The organism is Burkholderia sp. MS455 (assembly GCF_016899445.1).
GTDB lineage: Bacteria > Pseudomonadota > Gammaproteobacteria > Burkholderiales > Burkholderiaceae > Burkholderia > Burkholderia pyrrocinia_C.
The window spans coordinates 50,408-68,937 of the sequence record NZ_CP041778.1 but is presented as its reverse complement, the minus strand read 5'-3'; the positions used below and the strand labels follow the sequence as shown (position 1 = coordinate 68,937).

Here is an 18,530-nt window from a genome sequence, read left to right as displayed (position 1 = left end):
TGTTCTCCTGATTGACGAATGGGACCACTTACGGCAACGACTGCAACATCGCTTCGGCGAGCCTGGCAATGCGGCCCATGCCCGCCGTTGTCGCGACTTCGCATGCACGCCGGCACGCGGCCAGCGCGGCCACGCCGCCGCATCGCGGATCGGCCTGGCGCAAGTACTCGGACTTCTTCAGCAGCAGCTGTGCTTCGTAATACCGTTCCCCGGTCGACTCGCACCACGCGAGACACTGCTCGATCTGCGCGAGCGCGGCGTGGTAATCGCCGCGCCCGGCGTCCAGCTCGGCAAGCAGCGACGCATAGTAGGTCAGGCCGAGCAGGCCGCCCGACCGCCGCTGCGCATCGAGATGCGCGACGACGCCCGCACGATTCCCTTGCGCCCACGCATGAATGATCGCGGCGTAGTGCTCGACCGCGCGCAGCCGATGCACGTCCGACAGACGGAGAATCGCTTCCGACAGCGTGCGGGCCGCGTCGCGATCGCCCACCAACTGATGCGTGCGTGCGAGGTACATCATCGTGACGCCGAGCGTCGGCAGATGATCGAGGCAGGTCGCGCAATACACCGCGTCGCGCGCCATCGCGAGCGCGGCTCGCGGATCGTCGTCCATGCACCAGCGCACGCTCGCGAGCGACGCCATCGTCCACGCGCGCGTATCGAGCCCCAGGATGCGCCGATGGTCCGCGTCGCGCCGCACGTCGTAGCCGGCCAGCACCGCATCGAACGCGGCGCGGGCGCGCGCATAGTCGCCGTCGACCCACAGGCTCATGCCGCGCATCGCGTCCGCCGCGACCTGGACGCCGGCATCGCCGCGCTCGGTCGCGAGCGCGTCGAGCCGCATGCCGATCCCGCGTACGGTAGGACGATCGCCGGCGACGTGGTAGTAGGTCGACAGCGTCCATAGCGCGCTGATCTCGAGCTCCGGGTCGTCGAGCGTCTGCATCTGCCGCAACAGTTGCTCCGCATGCTCGCGCACCTGCGGATCCGCCCAGCCGAACCGCGCCATCGTCGCGTGCGTCAACGTGGCGCGGATCCGCGCGCTGTCGTGCTCGCGGTGCGCGTAGTCGGCGTTGCCGAGCCAGTCGAACACGGACTGCCCGTAGCGGATCGCGTCGTCGTACCGGGAACGTTCGAGTGCGCGGCGTGCCGCGTCGATGCCGTGAGCGATCGCGTCGGCGAAGGCACCCGCGCGCGCGAAGTGCCCGGCGACGCCGAACGCATGCGCACCGGCACCGCGGTCGGCCTCCGCGACCAGCGCGCGGCCGACGCGTGCGTGGTTGCCGCGCCGTACGGCGGGCGGCATCGATTCATACGCCGCATCGCGAATCAGCGCGTGGCGGAACGAATAGAACACGCGATCGCGCCGATGTTGCGCGTACACGATCCGCTCTTCGAGCAGCAGCCGCAGATGCGCGTCGAGCGTGGCGCGATCGTGCGGCGACGCGTCGGCGAGCAATTGCGCATCCACCTCGAGCCCGATGGTCGCGGCGAGCTGCGCGGTATCGCGCGCGTCGTCGATCCGGTCGAACGCGAGACCGAGCATGCCGCCCAGGCTGAGCGGAAGCGGATAAGCGTCCGTTTCCCGCAACCCCGCGAGCGAGCCGTCCGTGCCGCTCATCGTCAACTCGCGCGCTACGGCCTCGATGAACAGCGGGATGCCCGCCGTGCGCTGGGCGAGCTGGTCGAGCCAGGCCGGATCGAGCACGCCCTGGCCCAGACACGCCGACATCAGGCGCTGCGCGTCGTCGCGCGGCAGGCGGCGCAGCACCACGCGTTCGGTCGCGCCGCGCCAGCGCCCGAGCTTGTCGGGGCGCGACGTGAACACGATGCCGAGCGCCGCTGCGCGCGGCGAGCGCTGCAGGTACGCAAGAAAGTCCTCGGTCGAGCGATCGATCCACTGGACGTCCTCGACAACGAGCAGTACCGGCGCGCCGTTGCCGAGCGACACGATCAGTTGCCCGAGGACGTCGAACAGCGCGTGCTGCTCGCGCGCACTCGACCACAGGATCCCCTTCGCATCGCAGGGCAGCCCCAGCCAGGTCGCGAGCGCGACACGGGCCGCCGCGTGATCGCATTCGAGCGGCGCGATCATGGCGTCGATCGCCGCGAGCGCGGGACCGGCCGGGCTGTCGGCGTCGATATGCCAATGCGCGCCGATGAATCGCAGGATCGGAAACAGCGCATGATTCTCCCGCTCGGGCAGGCACCCGCAATGCGCGAAGGCGTGGCCCTGAATCCGGACAGCCTCGCACAACTCGTGCACGAGGCGCGACTTGCCGATTCCCGCGTCGCCGACGACGAGCCGCGGCACACCGTGCGGCGCAGGCTCGCCACGCATCACCCGACGATGCCGTGCGAGCGTCTCCCGCCACGCGCGCAACAGCGCGTCGAGTTCGCGCGCGCGGCCAACCATCGGTGCCCGCATGCCGGCATCGAGCGAATCGAACGGCGTATCGGCGCGACGCTCGCCGAGCAATTCATGAACCGGCTGCGGCACGAGGCCCGCCCGCGCCAGCCGCAACGAGGTCGGCCGATAGTCGGCATGCCGTTCGAGCGCAAGCCGCGCATCGTCGCTGATCAGGATCTGCCCGGGCCCGGCAAGCCGCAGCAGCCGCGCCGCCGCGGCGGGCGTCGAGATGCCTGACATGCGCGACGCATGAGCGAGAACCTGCCCGACGTGAATCGCGGCAGCCACTTCGACGCGCCAGCCTTCGCCGCCGGCCGCTACCGACGCCGGCAGCCGTGCGCGCTCGGCCACCCGCACCATGTCGAGCGCCGCGCGCGCCGCACGGCGCGCCGGCCGGTCGATGTCGCCGCGCAGGCCGAAATGGAACAGCAACGTGTCGCCGAGCCGTCCGTCGACCTGCGCGCCATAACCGACGGCGATGTCGGCGCACTTCGTCAGCCATTGCTCCTCGTAGCCGTCGAGCAAGTCGCCGTGATCGGTTCCGCCGTGGCGCCGCCGGCCCTCTCCCGTGATCGTCACGCAACAGCACAGCGTGGTGATCTGACGGTACTCGCCCACCGTTGCGATCGTCTCGCCGCGCGGCGCGAACGGGCGCGGACGCGTCTGCCCGCTTGCGCGGCCGGCATCGAACTGGCCGACGAGCGCGGCGAAGTTGAGCGCGCGAAACGGCTCCGCGAGTTCGTCGGCCGACGCGGCGCGCTGTTCCGGATTCTTGCTCAGCGCACGCCGCAATACCGAGCCGAGCGGATGCGACGCGATCGACCGAGGGAGCGCGACATCCACCGGGCTGAGCTGCTGATAGAGAATGTCGGCCACGCTCGCGCCGTGCATGACGACATCGCCCGTCAGGCATTCGATCACGATCAGGCCCCACGCATACAGATCGCTCCTGGGCGTCGGCGGCTCGTTGCGCAATTGCTCGGGCGCGCAGTAGGGCGGCGAGCCGAGCACCTCGGTCGCCAGTGTCGAAGTCTGACGCGCGATGTCTTCCATGCCGGGCAGCAACGCGCCGATGCCGAAATCGAGAAGCTTCGCGTGCGGCCCGTCGTCGGCCATCGTGATCGCGATGTTCTGCGGCTTCAGGTCCCGATGCACGATGCCCCGCCGATGCGCGGCCGCGAGCGCGTCGAGCACCTCCGTCATCAGCCGGCCCGTGTCGGCGGCCGACAACGGCCCCTGAGCCGCGAGCCGATCGCGCAAGGTCCGGCCCTGTACCAGCTCGAATACGGCGAACAGCCGGCCGTCGGGCGCTACCCCCTTGTCCAGCAACGCCACGATGTTCGGGTGCCGCAGCGCTTCGCACAGGCTCGTCTCGCGCTGAAAGCGCACACGCTGGCGCGCGCGCTCCGTCGCGGTACGCGCGGCGTCGTCCCGCATCAGCTTGATCGCGACGTCCTGCCCCGTCTCGCCGCAGGTCGCGCGAAACACCATGCCATTGCCGCCTTCGCCGAGCAGCGAGCCGAGCCGGTAATGCCACTTGCCGGCAAGTTCCGCGAAAGGCGCGGCGGGCTGGCGGGGTTGCCGGGGTTCAAGTGCTTCCGGCACGACGGGCGCGCGGGACACGGTCGACAACACGGCCGGTTCTCCCGTGCTCACGAGTATTGGGCGACCGGGTCGGGCGCCGGACGATGCACGCCGATACGCGGCAGGGCGGCCGGCACCGACTGGCATTCGAGATGCTCGCCGCGCATGACGCGGAACGGAAATTCGCCGAACCGGACGCTGCCGCGCCGGCGCTCGACGAGCTGGCTCGCGTCCAGCCCCGGCAGGGCCGCAAACTGGCTCCGGGCGCGGTGAATCTGCACGTTGACATGGGACGTGTCGATGCCGAGCATGCGCGCCAGCCGGTCGAGTTCGATCCAGCCTTGCGTGGCGGCGTCGTAGCCGGCCTGCATGTCGGCCGCGCGCGCCCGGGCGAGCGTGACGAGACTGTAGTGATGGGCGCGCTCGCCGAGGTCGACCACGCCGCCGCGGACATGCAACAGCATGCGCACGTGCTCTTCGTCGCGGCTGACGAAGAATTCGAGCAATTGCGCCGGCGCGGCCGGATCCGCGGGCGCGGCGAGCATCATTGTCGAGCCATTGCGCACGACCGCCAGGCGCCACGTGACGTCGCCGGTCGATACTTCATCGCCGTCATGAAGCGCGCGCGGCGGCAACGTGTCGTCGCACAGCCATTCGCCGGCCGGCGACCGGACGATCGTGACCGGCTGCGCGGCGCGTGTGGCCAGGATCTGGCGCGGCGCGAGCACGATCGGATGCGCGGCGCCTCGTATCGGCCACAGCGTATCGGCCGGATCGTCGAGCGCATCGACGCGCCATGGCGCGATACCCGCCCTGCCGAACCGGATTACGTCGCCTGGCTGAAGCACCACGTGCTCGCCGTGGCGCAACGGCACGCCCGAAACCGACGTGCCGTTGCTGCTGTGATCGTGGAGCTCCCACCGCCCGCCGATCCAGCGGATATGGGCATGGACCCGGGACACCGACGCGTCCCGGATGACCGTGTCGCAGCGCGCGGCATCGCGGCCGAACACGTGATAGGCGCGGAGCAGGCACGCTGCTCCGGATGAATCGTTCTTGAGTATCGCCATGGTCGCCCCGCGTCGGATTCGCCCGGATCGCTCGAGTGACGCATCGGCGCTGCCGGGCGAGCGATTGATTCGATGATCGCGAACAATATCGACTGTTCGCCGCCTCGTTACCAAATTTCTCGTCAGCTTCCTTTCGAATCGTTGCTCATCCAGCACCTGTTATTTCGGTCAATTGAATGGTCGACCGTTTTGTTGTTTTAAAATCGAGCAACTTGTTGAAAATCCTGCCAAATAAAATCACGCGCCGCAATCGGAATACTCAATTCCGGGTTTTATATTGCAATGCTTTACATTTTCGATGAATTTTCGGGTTGCAAATAAAGGGTCGAAAATCTTCATCGACGTGCAAGCCATGGCCGACGTGCGTTGCCGGAATGAGATCACATTGAATGACGGGGTGGATTCAAACACCTTTGCTGCCGCGGAAATTTTGTTTGATGAATCGGAAATAAATTAAACCATTTCGGCAATTAAAATAATTGCCGTAAACGTTTTTGAAATTAGAATTGCTCCATTCATTCCGAGAGGCCGTTGCACAACGGCGAGTTTCTCGCTGTGCCATCGGCAGGCGAATGAGGGGCGGCATGGTTGTGCCTCACGATCAACGGCTCGCAGCAACGGCGAAATCAGACCTTACGGCGATCGTCCGATCGACTCGCCAAAGAGGTTGAGGGAACGCATCGACGGGAACCCTCATCGCAAGCAGACGGAAACGGTCGCCCCTCCATCCCACCCCAATAAATCCCCTTGACGACCTATCTTTCGATATATATCTTTAGATATGTTTTACGATATATAGGACACGATCATGCGACACAATCCCTCCCGCGGCCATGCCCGATGCGACGGTCATGGTGCGCATGCCCGCCCTGACTGGTTCGCCGGTCTCTGGTACGCGATCGGCCGCCACCGTCGCGGCCACGATCCGTTCGGCGGCGGCCCGTTCGGCGGCCGTGGCGGGCGCGGCGGCTTTGGCGATTTCGGCGACGACGGCATGCCGCGCGGCCGCCAGTTCACGTCCGACGATCTCCAGCTGCTGCTGCTCGCGCTGGTCGCCGAGCAACCGAGCCACGGCTACGAGCTGATCAAGGCGCTCGACACGCGTTCGAACGGTTTCTACAGCCCGAGCCCCGGCATGGTGTATCCGGCGCTCACCTATCTCGAGGAAGTCGGCTTCGTCGCATCGCAGGCGGAAGGCAATCGCAAGCGCTATGCGCTGACCGACGCCGGCCGCGCGCATCTCGACGCACAGCGCGAACGCGTCGACACGCTGTTCGCGCGCCTCACGCACCTCGCACGCAAGATGGAATTCATGCGCCGCGCGTTCGCCGGGGAATCGGCGGGCAACGAAGCTCAGGACGAATCGCAGGCCGGCTGGCTGCCGGAGTTCGTCGAGGCGCGCGTCGCGCTCAAGCGGGCGCTGCTGCACAAGAGCGCCGCCGGCCCCGACGAACAGCGCCGCATCGCGGCAATCATGCGCCGCGCAACAGCCGAAATCGAAGGCGGCACCGGCGCGTAATCCGCGCCGCCCCGTCAAACATCAGGAGAACGGATTGATGCAGAACACATCCGAGCGCACCGTGACCCGCGTGCGCCATACCCTCAAGTTCCGCCTGCTGCAGGTACTGCGCGTGCATGCCGTGACGCCGCATCTGCTGCGCGTCACGCTCGGCGGCCCCGATCTCGCGGATTTCGAATCCGCATCGTTCGACGATCACGTGAAGGTATTTTTCCCGCCGCCCGGCGCCGAACGGCCCGCGATGCCGACGCTCGGCGCGAACGGCCCCGAGTTTCCCGAAGGCGAACCGAAGCCGGTCGCGCGCGACTTCACGCCGCGCCGCTTCGACCATGCCGCGTGCGAACTGGATCTGGAATTCGTGCTGAACCATCCTGGCCCCGCGTCGCAGTGGGCAGCGCAGGCGCGCGTCGGCCAATGGCTGGGTATCGGCGGCCCGCGCGGTTCGTTCGTCGTCCCGACCGGTTTCGACTGGCACCTGCTGATCGGCGACGATACGGCGCTGCCGGCTGTCGCACGGCGTCTCGAGGAACTGCCGGCCGGCGCGCGCGCGGTGGCCGTGCTGGAAGTCGCGGACCGCACCGCGCAGATTTCGTTCGATACGCGCGCCGACGTGCATGAAATCTGGCGCTTCCGCGCGGAAGCCGACGCGGCGGACGGCGACGTGCTGCTGAATGCGGTTCGCGACCTGCCGCTGCCGCCGTCCGGCGACGGCTACGTGTGGGCGGCCGGCGAAGCGCTGTCGATGCGCGCGGTGCGCCAGCACCTGACCGGCGAGCGCGGCGTCGACAAGTCGCGCATCCGCGCGGCGGCCTACTGGAAGCGCGGCGCGGCGGCCGTGCACGAAACGCTGGAAGATTGACGCCACGGGCATACGGGCATACGGGCATCCGGCATACGGGCATCCGGCATACGGGCATCCGGCGTACGCGCACCCGGCCGGCGAACGGGTGATGCGACCGTGGCGCCGGCGCACCAACGGGCTTGGCATCGGCATCGCGGCTGGTATATATGTACGTCTGCGTCGCCGCTGTCACGCGACAGCCGCCGCAGCCCGTCCAGGAGCGCCCGGTCATGACAAAAGAAAGCCACGCTTCGCCGTTCCTTCGCAACCTGAAGATCGCCGGCTATTGCGGCCTCGCCGCGGTCGTACTCGCGCTGTTCGTCGCGATGTGCGCAATCCTGAAGGAAAGCGCCCTTGAACGCGACGCCGCGCAGCATCCGGCCGATACGCCCGAACTGCACGATGCGGGCGGCGGCCCGTCCGCATCGGCCGAATCGGCCCACACGCCGGGCTCGCCCGGCTGACGGCCTCCTGCCCGACGTCCTTCCGCTTACGGCGCGTGCCGGCGCCCCATCACGGCCGCGTGCACCGAATCGCCGAACCGTTCGAGCAGCGCAGTCACACGTTGCCCGTAGAGGTGCGCAGCCAGCGCGCCGGCCGTGCCGACCAGCACGCCGCCCGCCATGTCGAACGGCCAGTGCACGCCCGCATAGATACGCCCCCACGCAATCGCCGCGGCCATCGCGGCCATCACGAACCCGGTGAGCCGGGTCGTGCCGCCGAGCATCAGGCCAAGCGCCATGCTCCATGCGAACGTCATGTGATCGCTCGGAAACGAGCTGTCCGGCGCGTGCGGAATCAGCTGCGCGCCGACGCCGGCCATGAACGGCCGCGGCGAGAACCAGAAATGTCCGAGCAGCTGCGCGAGCGCGAGCGCCGCGCATACGCCGACGCCGGCTTCGATCGCCTGGCGCCGCGTCGGGCGCGTGCCGAAGATCCAGGTCAGCAGCAGCATCGCGGGCAGCGCATAGACAAGCCAGTCGGCGGCGAAGATCGCAACGCGAGCCATACCCGGCTGCGGCGCATGCCCGGCGTTGATGGCGGAAAAGAGGGCGAGATTGAGGTTCTGCATGAATCCGGTTGCGTGGGGCATAAAGATTCGACCGGTTGCCCGATCGGACACGAACGATGCTAGGGCGCGCCCGCTTAAGCGATGCTTAATGCGGCAGGCCTGCGGGACAGGGCGCGACCGCCGCGGCGAACGCACTTAGAGCCTGCAGCTCAATACAAGTTCACGAAATTGTCATATTCCCGCGCGACCGTCTCCCGGAAAGGCTCACCTGACATCCCGTAAAGACTCACCTTTTTCACATCGTGGCGTCATCGACGCGTGCGAGCATCGGGGCGCCGGGCGCCATTCAGGCCGTTTGCGTCGTTCGTCTCAATATTTGCGCGGTAAATCCGTCGAAATCGGCAACAATTAATTCCAAATGCGGCATCGCACAACGGCAACGCACAGGCATACGATTACGAGCACTCATCCACGAAGCGATCAACAACAAGGAGTCCGCATGAAACCCAGCGATGTCCGATCGAAAGCGTTTGCGATGCCGTTGACCAGCCCTGCCTTCCCGATGGGCCCGTACCGTTTCGTCGACCGTGAGTTTCTGATCATCACGTATCGCACCGATCCAGACCGTCTCCGCGAAATTGTCCCCGAGCCGCTGCAGGTCACCGAGCCGCTCGTGCATTACGAATTCATCCGCATGGCCGATTCGACCGGTTTCGGCGACTACACCGAAAGCGGCCAGGTGATTCCCGTCGAATACGACGGCCAGCCGGGCGGCTACACGCTCGCGATGTATCTCGACGATCACCCGCCGATCGCCGGCGGCCGCGAGCTGTGGGGCTTCCCGAAGAAGCTCGCGTCGCCCACCCTGCACGTGAACACCGATCACCTCCTCGGCACGCTCGACTACGGCAAGGTGCGCGTCGCGACCGGCACGATGGGCTACAAGCACAAGGAACTCGACATCGACGAGCAGACGAAGCGTCTCGCCGGCCCCAATTTCCTGCTGAAGATCATTCCGCACGTCGACGGCACCGCGCGCGTGTGCGAACTGGTGCGCTACTACATGCAGGACATCAAGATGAAGGGCGCGTGGACGGGCCCCGCATCGCTCGAGCTGGCGCCGCACGCGCTCGCGCCGGTGGCCGATCTGCCCGTGCTCGAGATCGTCGAAGCCCGGCATCTCGTCGCAGATTTGACACTCGGTCTCGGCGAAGTCGTCTACGATTACCTGGCTCAGTAACACGTCCGCAGTCCTTCTCCCTGTCAATCCTTTCACCACGGGAATTCGAAATGAGCAACCTGAATGGCAAGACCGCAGTCGTCACGGGCGCCGCGAGCGGCATCGGCAAGGAAATTGCGCTGGAACTCGCGAAAGCGGGCGCGGCTGTCGCGATCGCCGACCTGAACCAGGACGGCGCCAATGCGGTCGCCGACGAGATCAACAAGGCAGGCGGCAAGGCGATCGGCGTTGCGATGGACGTGACGAACGAGGAAGCCGTGAACAGCGGCATCGACAAGGTCGCCGAAACGTTCGGCTCGATCGACATCCTCGTGTCGAACGCGGGCATCCAGATCGTCAACCCGATCGAGAACTACGCGTTCTCCGACTGGAAGAAGATGCAGGCGATCCACGTCGACGGCGCATTCCTGACGACGAAGGCCGCGCTCAAGCACATGTACAAGGACGATCGCGGCGGCGTCGTGATCTACATGGGTTCGGTGCACTCGCACGAAGCGTCGCCGCTGAAGTCGGCATACGTGACGGCCAAGCACGGCCTGCTCGGCCTCGCACGCGTGCTCGCGAAGGAAGGCGCGAAGCACAACGTGCGCTCGCACGTCGTGTGCCCGGGCTTCGTGCGCACGCCGCTGGTCGACAAGCAGATTCCGGAGCAGGCGAAGGAACTCGGGATCAGCGAAGAGGAAGTGGTGAAGAAGGTGATGCTCGGCAACACGGTAGACGGCGTGTTCACGACGGTGCAGGACGTCGCGCAGACGGTGCTGTTCCTGTCGGCGTTCCCGAGCGCCGCGCTCACCGGCCAGTCGTTCATCGTCAGCCACGGCTGGTTCATGCAGTAACGTCCTCGCCTCCCTAAAGGGAGGCGATTCCCACACCTGGCGATGCACGTCCGCATCGGGACTTCCTGTTCCGCTTGAGCGTGTGCCTCCATGTGTCGTTGCAGAAGTTCCAGACGTAGTTCACCGCACGGCTCTGCTTGTTCAGGAGTCCGTTGAGCGACTTCACGCGATAGCGGTAGACAAGGATCATGCTGGTCATTCTAACGATGGAATGCCGTCTGTCGACGTCACTCCTTTCCTCTCCGCCATCGATGGCGGGATTTCTCGGAGCAACTGATGAAACCGCATGCCCGTACAGAAAAGCAGGCCGTCGATGAGACGGACCTGCACGAAGCCGGCGCGCCGACCGCTGCGCGGTCATTGCCGTACGAAACGATCGCGCTCGTCCTGCAGGGCGGCGGCGCGCTCGGCGCGTATCAGGCCGGCGTGTTCGAAGGGCTGCACGAGGCGGGCATTCCGCTCGACTGGATCGCGGGCATCTCGATCGGCGCGCTCAACACCGCGCTGATCGCCGGCAATGCGCCCGAGCATCGCGTCGAGCGGCTGCGCGAGTTCTGGGAAACGATCTGCCAGCCGGCGTTCTTTCCGGCGATACCGGCCGCGTTCGAATTCGCGCTGTTCAACAGCATCGACCAGATCCGCACGTTCTTCACCGCGTCGCAGGCTGCAAGCGCGATGATGCAGGGCCAGCAGGGCTTCTTCTCGCCGCGCTTCCCGCCGCCGCTGCCGGGCGTATCCGACCATCCGGAAAAGATCAGCTGGTACGACACGTCGGCGCTGCGCACGACGCTGCTGAAGCTATGCGACTTCGACCGGATCAATTCGGGCGAGACGCGCATATCGGTTGGCGCGGTCAATGTCGGCACCGGCAACTTCGTGTACTTCGACAACTCGCGCATCCGTCTCGCGCCCGAGCATTTCATGGCGTCCGGCGCGCTGCCGCCCGCGTTCCCGCCGGTCGAGATCGACGGCGAGTATTACTGGGACGGCGGTGTCGTGTCGAACACGCCGCTGATGGAAGTGCTCCGCGCACGGCCGCGCCGCGACACGCTCGCGTTCCAGGTCGATCTGTGGAGCGCGCGCGGGCCGCTGCCGCGCACGATGGCCGACGTCGCAGAACGCACGAAGGACGTGCAGTATTCGAGCCGCACGCGTTTCGTCACCGATACGCTGCAGCGCGAACAGCGCTACCGCAACGTGCTGCGCCACGTGCTCGAGCAGGTGCCGGAAGAGCAGCGCAAGAGCGACCCGTGGTGCGTCGAAGCCGACGCGATGTCGAGCGGGAAGAAGTACAACATCCAGCACCTGATTTATCAGCAGAAGGCGTACGAGCATCACTACAAGGACTATCAGTTCGGTCTGTCGACGATGCGCGACCACTGGTCCGCGGGCCTCGACGACATCCGCAAGACGCTCGCGGTGAAGGACGGCCTCGCGCTGCCCAACAACGACGCGGGCTTCGTGACGCACGACATTCACCGTCGCCGGTGACGCCGTGTGCGACGGATCGGTGCGATGCATGCGCCGGTCCGTCCTCTTCTCCGATCTCCGATTCGACATGCCGATTTTTATCGCACTGTTCGCGCTCATCGCTATTGGATGGGGCGCGGTTCGCCTGTTTCACGTCATCGCCGCGCAGTTCGGTCAGCCGGTCGCGATCGCGGCCGCCGTGCTCGCCGCCGCGGTCCTGATCGCGCTGGCCGCGTGGTGGCTCAAGCGCCGCCGCGACATCGCTCCGAACACCAGGGAAGAAGGCTGGACGCATATCGTGCATCGCGCGTGGGGCGAGTTGCGCCTGTCCGCGACGCAAGGGCTGCTGTGGCTGTCGCACGACGGTGCGGACGGCCGTTATACGCTGTCGCAGCTCGAAGTCTGCCAGGTCGCGCCGATCGGCGGCCGCTGGCATCTCGTCGTGCGCGTGCGCGACGCGGTGCGCAGCGAATGGAAGCTGCCGATGACGGACAAGCGCGATGCCCAGCGCTGGGCGCGTGTGCTGACGCTGGCGAAGGACAACCGGCTCTGAACGCGCGGGCCGCCCGCACGGGCAGCCGTGCCACGATCCGCTATCGCGCGCCGAGCGCCCACAGCGCATCGAGCACGTGCTGCGTCGCCCGCTCGACCGGTCCCGCCCGATGGGCGATCCCCAATTCCCGCCACAACGCCGGTCGCAGCGCGCGCATGACGATGCGCGCATCCGGCAGCGGCGCTCCGGCCTCGTGCGGGAGTAGCGTCGCGCCATAACCTGCGGCGACCAGGCTCTTGATCGCATCGTTGTAGTTGAGTTCGATCCGCGGCTCGGGCCGATGGCCGCTGAGCGCAAACCATTCCGTCGTGAGCCGCGACAGGCGTGTGGTCGCATCGTTGAGAATCAGCGGACGCGCGGCCAGATAGGCCGGTGTCACGCGAGCCGGAAGCCGCCAGTCCGCGGGCAGGAAGGCCATCACCGGATCGCGCCGCCATGCGCGGATCGACAGCCCCGCGACCGGCGCCTGCGGCAACGCGACCAGCCCGACGTCGAGCGTGCCCTGCGCAACGCGTGCCAGCGTGTCGTGCGACGTGAGCACCGCGATCTGGACGTCGATGTCCGGATGCTGTTCGCGCAGCCGCGCCACTGCCTGCGGCAACAGGTGCGCGATCGCCCCGGTCGATGCGCCGAGGCGCACCCGTCCGGTCAACCCCTGCACCTGTCGCTGCACGTCGTCCAGCGTGGATTCGACCTCGGCCAGCAGACTGCGCGCCCGCTCCACCAGCACTTCGCCGATAGCCGACGGCCGCACGTTTCCGCGCGTGCGGGACAGCAGCGGCGCGCCGACGCGACTTTCCAGCTCGGCGACATGAAGACTGACGGTCGGCGGAGCGAGATGAAGCAATTGCGCCGCCGCCACAAAGGATCCCTGGTCCGCGATCGCGACCAGCGTGCGCAGGCGATCCAGACTGATCTCGCGCATCACACACCTCTCGTTCAGAAATGCTGAATCAGATGGTCAGTAAATTCAACTTTTCCTATTCTAGGCGTTCGAGGGACGATACGGTTTTCCCGACGACCGAGCGCAAGGAACGCGACCATCATGGGCTTCCCTACTGTCTATATCGACGGCGATCAAGGCACGACCGGATTGCAGATTCACGAGCGGCTGCGCGAGCGCACCGACTTGCGGCTCGTCACGCTGCCGGATGCCGAGCGCAAGGATCCCGTGCGGCGCGCTGAAGCGATCAACGCAGCCGACATCGCGATTCTGTGCCTGCCCGACGCGGCCGCGCGCGAAGCGGTCGGCTTCATCCGGAATCCCGAGGTACGCGTGATCGATGCGAGTTCGGCCCATCGCACGCAGCCGGAATGGGTCTACGGCTTTCCCGAGATGGCCGACGGACATGCGCGGAAGATTGCGCATGCGCGGCGCGTCACCAATCCGGGCTGCTACCCGACGGGCGCGATCGGCCTGCTGCGGCCGCTGCAACAGGCCGGCCTGCTGCCGCGCGACTACCCGGTGAGTATCCATGCCGTCTCCGGTTACTCGGGCGGAGGGCGAACCGCCATCGACGCATTCGAATCGGACGGCGCCGCGCACACGAAGCCGCTGCAGGTCTATGGCCTCGCACTCGCGCACAAGCACGTGCCCGAAATCCAGCAGCATGCCGGTCTCGCGCACCGGCCGCTGTTCGTGCCGGCTTACGGCGCCTATCGGCAAGGCATCGTGCTGACCGTGCCGATCGAGCTGCGCCTGCTCCCGCCCGGCGTGACCGGTGAGCAGCTGCATGCGTGTCTCGCTCACCACTACGCCAGCGCGCGTCACGTCGACGTCACGCCGCTCGCGGACGCGCGCGCGATCACGCATCTCGATCCGCAAGCGCTGAACGGCACCAATGACCTGCGGCTCGGCGTGTTCGTCAATGCCGATCACGGTCAGGTGCTCCTGTCCGCCGTGTTCGACAATCTCGGCAAAGGAGCATCCGGCGCAGCCGTGCAGAATCTCGACCTGATGCTCGGTGCGTCGAGCGCGGCGTGAGTCTCCCGCGGGCACCGTCGAAGGCCTGCGCGGCAGGCCGATCAGCGTCGCGTGCGGCGATGCGTCGGCGCCTGCGCACGCCCCCCGTAAAAGCTCACCTTTAGCCGAATTCAGGCCGCATCGTCACCCGCTGCGGCATTCAGGCCGGCCAGCGTCTCCACCAGAAAATCCACGCACACGCGCACTTTCGCCGATGCCGCGACGCGTTCCGGATAAACCGCCCAGATGTTCGCGGGCTGGATCGCGTCCGGCAGCACGCGGCACAACGCGCCGCGTTCGATCAGCGGCCCGGCTTCCCAGATCGAGCGCAACACGATCCCGCGCCCGGCCAGCGCCCATTGCACGGCCACCTCGCCGTGGTTCGTCGACAGTGCGCCGCCGACCTTCACCGTGGCCGTTTCACCGCGCACGTTCAGCCGCCACACCCCGAACGGGTGATCGCGCTCCTTGATCGCGAGACAGTCGTGCGACGTGAGATCCGCGAGCGAACGCGGCGTGCCGCGTCGTGCGAGATAGTCGGGCGACGCGCACAGCACGCGGTAGTTCGCGGCGAGGCGGCGCGCGATCAGGTGATCGGAGATCTCGTCGCCGATACGCACGTCGAGGTCGTAGCCTTCGCCCGCGACGTCGACGAGCCGGTCGAACAGATCGAGCCGCACGTTCAGTTGCGGATAGCGTGCCGAGAAGTCGAGCAGCGCCGGCGCGACGACGTGCCGGCCGAAGCCGAAGCTGCTCGAAATGCGCAGCGTGCCGCGTGGCACCGTGCGCGTCGTCGACACGTCCTCGACGAGATGATCGACGTCGTCGAGAATCTTCTCGGCGCGCGCGAACACGCGTTCGCCGGCCTCCGTGACCGTCACGCGGCGCGTCGACCGATGCAGCAGGCGCGTGCCGAGCTGCGCCTCGAGCAGCGCGATGCGCTTGCTGACATAGGCGGGCGACACCGCGAGCTGCTCGGCGGCCGCGCTGAAGCTCGTCAGACGGACGACCAGGCTGAACACGCGCAGATCGTCGAGGTTCGGTGATTTGTTCACGATTCGTGGAAAGTCGATTAACCTTTCGCGTGATTTTAATCCGAATGGAAATAAATAAAATGGCGTGACGTGCCACTGCATCCCCGGCAGCAGGCCGACCAGCCAAGGAGCTTTGCATGACCGACAAGACTTACAGAATTGCCGTGATCCCCGGCGACGGCATCGGCCGTGAAGTAATGCCCGAGGGCCTGCGCGCGCTCGACGCCGTGACCGCGCGCTTCGGCATCCGCTTCGATTTCGTGCAGATCGACTGGGCGAGCTGCGACTACTATGCGCAGCACGGCCAGATGATGCCGGATGACTGGAAGGCGCAACTGTCGGGCATGGACGCGATCCTGTTCGGCGCGGTCGGCTGGCCCGCAACGGTGCCCGATCACATTTCGCTGTGGGGCTCGCTGCTGAAATTCCGCCGCGAGTTCGACCAGTACATCAACCTGCGGCCCGCGCGCCTGTTCGACGGCGTACCGTCGCCGCTCGCCGGCCGCCGCCCGGGCGACATCGATTTCATGATCGTGCGCGAGAACACCGAGGGCGAATATTCGTCGGTCGGCGGCACGATGTTCGAAGGCACCGACCGCGAAGTCGTGATGCAGCAGTCGATCTTCACGCGTCACGGCACCGAGCGCGTGCTGAAATTCGCGTTCGAGCTCGCGCAGCGGCGCGCGAAGCGTCTCACCGTCGCGACGAAGAGCAACGGCATCGCGATCAGCATGCCGTGGTGGGACGCGCGCGCGGCCGAAATGGCCGAACGCTATCCCGAAATCGCCGTCGACAAGCAGCACATCGACATCCTGTGCGCGCGCTTCGTGCTGCAGCCGGACCGCTTCGACGTCGTCGTCGCATCGAACCTGTTCGGCGACATCCTGTCGGATCTCGGGCCGGCCTGTACGGGCACGATCGGCATCGCGCCGTCGGCGAACCTCAACCCGGACCGCACGTTTCCGTCGCTGTTCGAACCCGTGCACGGTTCGGCGCCCGACATCGCGGGGCAGTACATCGCAAATCCGGTCGCGATGATCTGGTCCGCGGCGATGATGCTCGACTTCCTCGGCAACGGCGCGGGCCGCGAACGCGAAGCGCACGATGCGATCGTCGCCGCGATCGAGGACGTACTGCGCGCCGGGCCGCATACGCGCGATCTCGGCGGCAACGCGGGGACGCAGGAAGTGGGCGAGGCGATCGCCGCGCGGATCGCAGGCTGACGGTCGGGCCCGGCGCGAGCGATCGCGCCTGGAAACGACTGCATGAATCAACTTGCGGTGAGCAACATATGATGCCGCTGCGCACCCGTGCAGGTTCCGATGCGTGCGCGGTGAATTCGAGCGGTGAGTAACGACACACCGCAGCGCGCACTGTTTGCAGTGTCTGTCGTCGAAATCGGTTCGATCGGTGAGTGGTATATCACGTTCACGCACACCGATCGCCAACCACTGTCGAAACAGTTCGATCGGTGAGATGCATCCCGTCGTGATGCACACCGTTGCGCGTCGATACGTGCATCAGGCGACATGTCCGTTTTGCGCGGGGGTGATGCCGCATCGTTCTGCGCGAAACACACAGTTCGACGCGACATGTCACGTGGTCCCGAAAAATCTCACCTTCAGCGCATCGGCTCCCGAATTTCCTCACCATCGGACTCGGATGATACGTTCGCCGATCCGCTGAACAGGCCCGTCGAGAACTTCACAGCCCGAGATCGGACAACCCTGGATGATCGTCCGGACGGTGGCCGAGCGGCCAGTGATAAAGACGGTCCGCCTCGCGAATCGGCAGGTCGTTGATGCACGCGTGACGATGCGCCATCAGCCCGTTTTCATCGAACTCCCAGTTTTCGTTGCCGTACGAACGGAACCAGTTGCCTGCATCGTCATGCCATTCGTACGCAAAGCGCACCGCGATGCGATTGCCGCCGAATGCCCACAGCTCCTTGATCAACCGGTAGTCGAGCTCGCGCGTCCATTTCCGCTGCAGCAGCCCGACGATCTCGTCGCGGCCGGTCACGAATTCCGCGCGATTGCGCCATCGGCTTTGCGGCGTGTAGGCGAGCGATACGCGCTGCGGATCGCGCGTGTTCCACGCATCCTCGGCTGCACGCACCTTCTGGCGTGCCGATTCGAGCGTAAAGGGCGGAACGGGCGGACGGACTTCGGGGGAAGCGGACATGGATTTGCTCCTGTTCAGGGTTCTGGCCGCGGACACCCGCGGCCGGTTCGGATTCGCTGCATCGACTACCGCGAAACGGTGTCGAGCAGCAGTTCGGCCGTCGCGCGCGCATCGCGCGCGGCGTTGGCATCGCCGCTGACGAGCGCCACGCCGATCGCGCCGTCGATCAGCACGAGCCACTGACGCGCAAGGCGCGCGAGCCCGCGGCGCTCGATTCCCGTTGCGTCGGCGTACGCATCGAACCGCTCGCGCACGAATGCCAGCAAGCGCGCCTTGTGCATACGCGCGACGACGCGCACGGGATCGTCGGCGTCGGGAATCTCGCCCGACGCGTTCAGGAACGCGCAGCCATGAAAGTCGGGCTGCCCGAACCAGTCGCGCAGCACGTCGAACATGCCGAGCAACTGCGCGCGCGGCGCATTGCCGCGCGCATGGGTTGCATCGACGAACCAGCGCATCCAGCGCTCGTCGCGGCGTTCGAGCGCGGCGACCACCAGCGCCTCTTTCGATTCGAACTGCGAATAAAAGCTCTTTCGTGCCGCTCCGGACCGCTTCACGATCGCGTCGACCCCCGTTGCGTGGATGCCGCCCGAATAGATCAGCGCTTCGGCCGCATCGAGCAGTCGGTCGCGAACGCCCGGTTCGCCGGAAGTATCGTGTCGTGTGTTCATGCGTTTACGGTAGAACGATCGTTCTCCGTCGTCAACTCCTGCGTGAAATGGCCATATCGGCGAAAGGGCTGAATCGCGGCCTGGCCGCGCGACGCGGCCCGCCGCGTTTACGACATTTTTTCTTGAAGCGGATGCGTGAC

Annotated in this window: 16 protein-coding genes and 1 pseudogene; 9 read left to right on the top strand and 8 right to left on the bottom strand. The window is 66.5% G+C overall.

The features are described from left to right. Nucleotides 1–28: 28 nt before the first annotated feature. Nucleotides 29–4,069 (bottom strand): TOMM system kinase/cyclase fusion protein, encoded by a 4,041-nt coding sequence (locus FPJ27_RS04680; protein WP_204422167.1) that lies wholly within the window; start codon nt 4,067–4,069, stop codon nt 29–31. After that, nucleotides 4,066–5,067, bottom strand: a complete 1,002-nt coding sequence (locus FPJ27_RS04675; RefSeq protein ID WP_204422166.1) for an FHA domain-containing protein — start codon at nt 5,065–5,067, stop codon at nt 4,066–4,068. The genes FPJ27_RS04680 and FPJ27_RS04675 overlap by 4 nt, the downstream gene beginning before the upstream one ends. Before the next feature lie 808 nt (nt 5,068–5,875). Between FPJ27_RS04675 and FPJ27_RS04670 the strand changes: the two genes are divergently transcribed. From FPJ27_RS04670 to FPJ27_RS04660, 3 genes are all read left to right on the top strand, one after another. After that, nucleotides 5,876–6,586 (top strand): PadR family transcriptional regulator, encoded by a 711-nt coding sequence (locus FPJ27_RS04670; protein ID WP_204422165.1) that lies wholly within the window; start codon nt 5,876–5,878, stop codon nt 6,584–6,586. Between the two features lie 37 nt (nt 6,587–6,623). Next, nucleotides 6,624–7,445, top strand: a complete 822-nt coding sequence (locus FPJ27_RS04665) for a siderophore-interacting protein (protein ID WP_175959855.1) — start codon at nt 6,624–6,626, stop codon at nt 7,443–7,445. A gap of 212 nt (nt 7,446–7,657) precedes the next feature. Next, on the top strand, nt 7,658–7,891 hold the full coding sequence (locus tag FPJ27_RS04660; RefSeq protein WP_034181811.1) for a hypothetical protein: 234 nt from the start codon (nt 7,658–7,660) through the stop codon (nt 7,889–7,891). A gap of 26 nt (nt 7,892–7,917) precedes the next feature. Here FPJ27_RS04660 and FPJ27_RS04655 read toward each other — a convergent pair whose 3' ends face one another. Next, nucleotides 7,918–8,499: an undecaprenyl-diphosphatase gene (locus tag FPJ27_RS04655; protein ID WP_175959857.1), complete on the bottom strand. Its 582-nt coding sequence runs from the start codon at nt 8,497–8,499 to the stop codon at nt 7,918–7,920. A gap of 439 nt (nt 8,500–8,938) precedes the next feature. Between FPJ27_RS04655 and FPJ27_RS04650 the strand changes: the two genes are divergently transcribed. Both FPJ27_RS04650 and FPJ27_RS04645 read left to right on the top strand, forming a co-directional pair. Beyond that, complete coding sequence (locus tag FPJ27_RS04650) at nt 8,939–9,679, top strand: acetoacetate decarboxylase (RefSeq protein WP_166955753.1); 741 nt, start codon at nt 8,939–8,941, stop codon at nt 9,677–9,679. Nucleotides 9,680–9,729: 50 nt separating this feature from the next. Beyond that, on the top strand, nt 9,730–10,515 hold the full coding sequence (locus tag FPJ27_RS04645; protein ID WP_204422164.1) for a 3-hydroxybutyrate dehydrogenase: 786 nt from the start codon (nt 9,730–9,732) through the stop codon (nt 10,513–10,515). A 61-nt stretch (nt 10,516–10,576) separates the two neighbouring features. On the opposite strand, the pseudogene FPJ27_RS04640 reads toward FPJ27_RS04645, so the two are convergent. Then, nucleotides 10,577–10,705, bottom strand: a pseudogene (locus FPJ27_RS04640) (RNA-guided endonuclease TnpB family protein); the annotation flags it as partial. 86 nt (nt 10,706–10,791) lie between these two features. Here FPJ27_RS04640 and FPJ27_RS04635 point away from each other — a divergent pair. Further along, nucleotides 10,792–12,006 (top strand): patatin-like phospholipase family protein, encoded by a 1,215-nt coding sequence (locus FPJ27_RS04635; protein WP_175959858.1) that lies wholly within the window; start codon nt 10,792–10,794, stop codon nt 12,004–12,006. A 67-nt stretch (nt 12,007–12,073) separates the two neighbouring features. Continuing rightward, nucleotides 12,074–12,538: a hypothetical protein gene (locus FPJ27_RS04630; protein WP_175959859.1), complete on the top strand. Its 465-nt coding sequence runs from the start codon at nt 12,074–12,076 to the stop codon at nt 12,536–12,538. A 40-nt stretch (nt 12,539–12,578) separates the two neighbouring features. On the opposite strand, the gene FPJ27_RS04625 is transcribed toward FPJ27_RS04630, so the two are convergent. Next, entirely contained in the window at nt 12,579–13,463 is an 885-nt protein-coding gene (locus FPJ27_RS04625; RefSeq protein WP_204423053.1) for a LysR family transcriptional regulator, read from the bottom strand. A 120-nt stretch (nt 13,464–13,583) separates the two neighbouring features. Here FPJ27_RS04625 and argC point away from each other — a divergent pair, with 120 nt between their 5' ends. Then, nucleotides 13,584–14,522, top strand: coding sequence for an N-acetyl-gamma-glutamyl-phosphate reductase (argC, locus tag FPJ27_RS04620; RefSeq protein WP_204422163.1), 939 nt, complete (start codon nt 13,584–13,586; stop codon nt 14,520–14,522). A gap of 110 nt (nt 14,523–14,632) precedes the next feature. On the opposite strand, the gene FPJ27_RS04615 is transcribed toward argC, so the two are convergent. Next, nucleotides 14,633–15,556 (bottom strand): LysR substrate-binding domain-containing protein, encoded by a 924-nt coding sequence (locus FPJ27_RS04615; RefSeq protein WP_204422162.1) that lies wholly within the window; start codon nt 15,554–15,556, stop codon nt 14,633–14,635. Nucleotides 15,557–15,672: 116 nt separating this feature from the next. Here FPJ27_RS04615 and FPJ27_RS04610 point away from each other — a divergent pair, with 116 nt between their 5' ends. Next, nucleotides 15,673–16,758 carry a tartrate dehydrogenase gene (locus tag FPJ27_RS04610; protein WP_204422161.1) on the top strand — a complete coding sequence of 362 codons (1,086 nt, stop codon included), beginning with the start codon at nt 15,673–15,675 and terminating at the stop codon, nt 16,756–16,758. Between the two features lie 481 nt (nt 16,759–17,239). Here FPJ27_RS04610 and FPJ27_RS04605 read toward each other — a convergent pair whose 3' ends face one another. Further along, nucleotides 17,240–17,719: a nuclear transport factor 2 family protein gene (locus FPJ27_RS04605; RefSeq protein ID WP_204422160.1), complete on the bottom strand. Its 480-nt coding sequence runs from the start codon at nt 17,717–17,719 to the stop codon at nt 17,240–17,242. A gap of 65 nt (nt 17,720–17,784) precedes the next feature. Next, on the bottom strand, nt 17,785–18,390 hold the full coding sequence (locus tag FPJ27_RS04600) for a TetR/AcrR family transcriptional regulator (RefSeq protein ID WP_072444980.1): 606 nt from the start codon (nt 18,388–18,390) through the stop codon (nt 17,785–17,787). Nucleotides 18,391–18,530 lie beyond the last annotated feature (140 nt).

What these genes read in the sequence shown, in the direction of transcription:
- argC (WP_204422163.1), top strand. Translation starts at nt 13,584, where the DNA reads ATGGGCTTCCCTACTGTCTATATCGACGGCGATCAAGGCACGACCGGA.
- FPJ27_RS04625 (WP_204423053.1), bottom strand. Translation starts at nt 13,463, where the DNA reads ATGCGCGAGATCAGTCTGGATCGCCTGCGCACGCTGGTCGCGATCGCG.
- FPJ27_RS04660 (WP_034181811.1), top strand. Translation starts at nt 7,658, where the DNA reads ATGACAAAAGAAAGCCACGCTTCGCCGTTCCTTCGCAACCTGAAGATC.
- FPJ27_RS04645 (WP_204422164.1), top strand. Translation starts at nt 9,730, where the DNA reads ATGAGCAACCTGAATGGCAAGACCGCAGTCGTCACGGGCGCCGCGAGC.
- FPJ27_RS04675 (WP_204422166.1), bottom strand. Translation starts at nt 5,067, where the DNA reads ATGGCGATACTCAAGAACGATTCATCCGGAGCAGCGTGCCTGCTCCGC.
- FPJ27_RS04605 (WP_204422160.1), bottom strand. Translation starts at nt 17,719, where the DNA reads ATGTCCGCTTCCCCCGAAGTCCGTCCGCCCGTTCCGCCCTTTACGCTC.
- FPJ27_RS04635 (WP_175959858.1), top strand. Translation starts at nt 10,792, where the DNA reads ATGAAACCGCATGCCCGTACAGAAAAGCAGGCCGTCGATGAGACGGAC.
- FPJ27_RS04630 (WP_175959859.1), top strand. Translation starts at nt 12,074, where the DNA reads ATGCCGATTTTTATCGCACTGTTCGCGCTCATCGCTATTGGATGGGGC.
- FPJ27_RS04610 (WP_204422161.1), top strand. Translation starts at nt 15,673, where the DNA reads ATGACCGACAAGACTTACAGAATTGCCGTGATCCCCGGCGACGGCATC.
- FPJ27_RS04655 (WP_175959857.1), bottom strand. Translation starts at nt 8,499, where the DNA reads ATGCAGAACCTCAATCTCGCCCTCTTTTCCGCCATCAACGCCGGGCAT.
- FPJ27_RS04650 (WP_166955753.1), top strand. Translation starts at nt 8,939, where the DNA reads ATGAAACCCAGCGATGTCCGATCGAAAGCGTTTGCGATGCCGTTGACC.
- FPJ27_RS04670 (WP_204422165.1), top strand. Translation starts at nt 5,876, where the DNA reads ATGCGACACAATCCCTCCCGCGGCCATGCCCGATGCGACGGTCATGGT.
- FPJ27_RS04600 (WP_072444980.1), bottom strand. Translation starts at nt 18,390, where the DNA reads ATGAACACACGACACGATACTTCCGGCGAACCGGGCGTTCGCGACCGA.
- FPJ27_RS04665 (WP_175959855.1), top strand. Translation starts at nt 6,624, where the DNA reads ATGCAGAACACATCCGAGCGCACCGTGACCCGCGTGCGCCATACCCTC.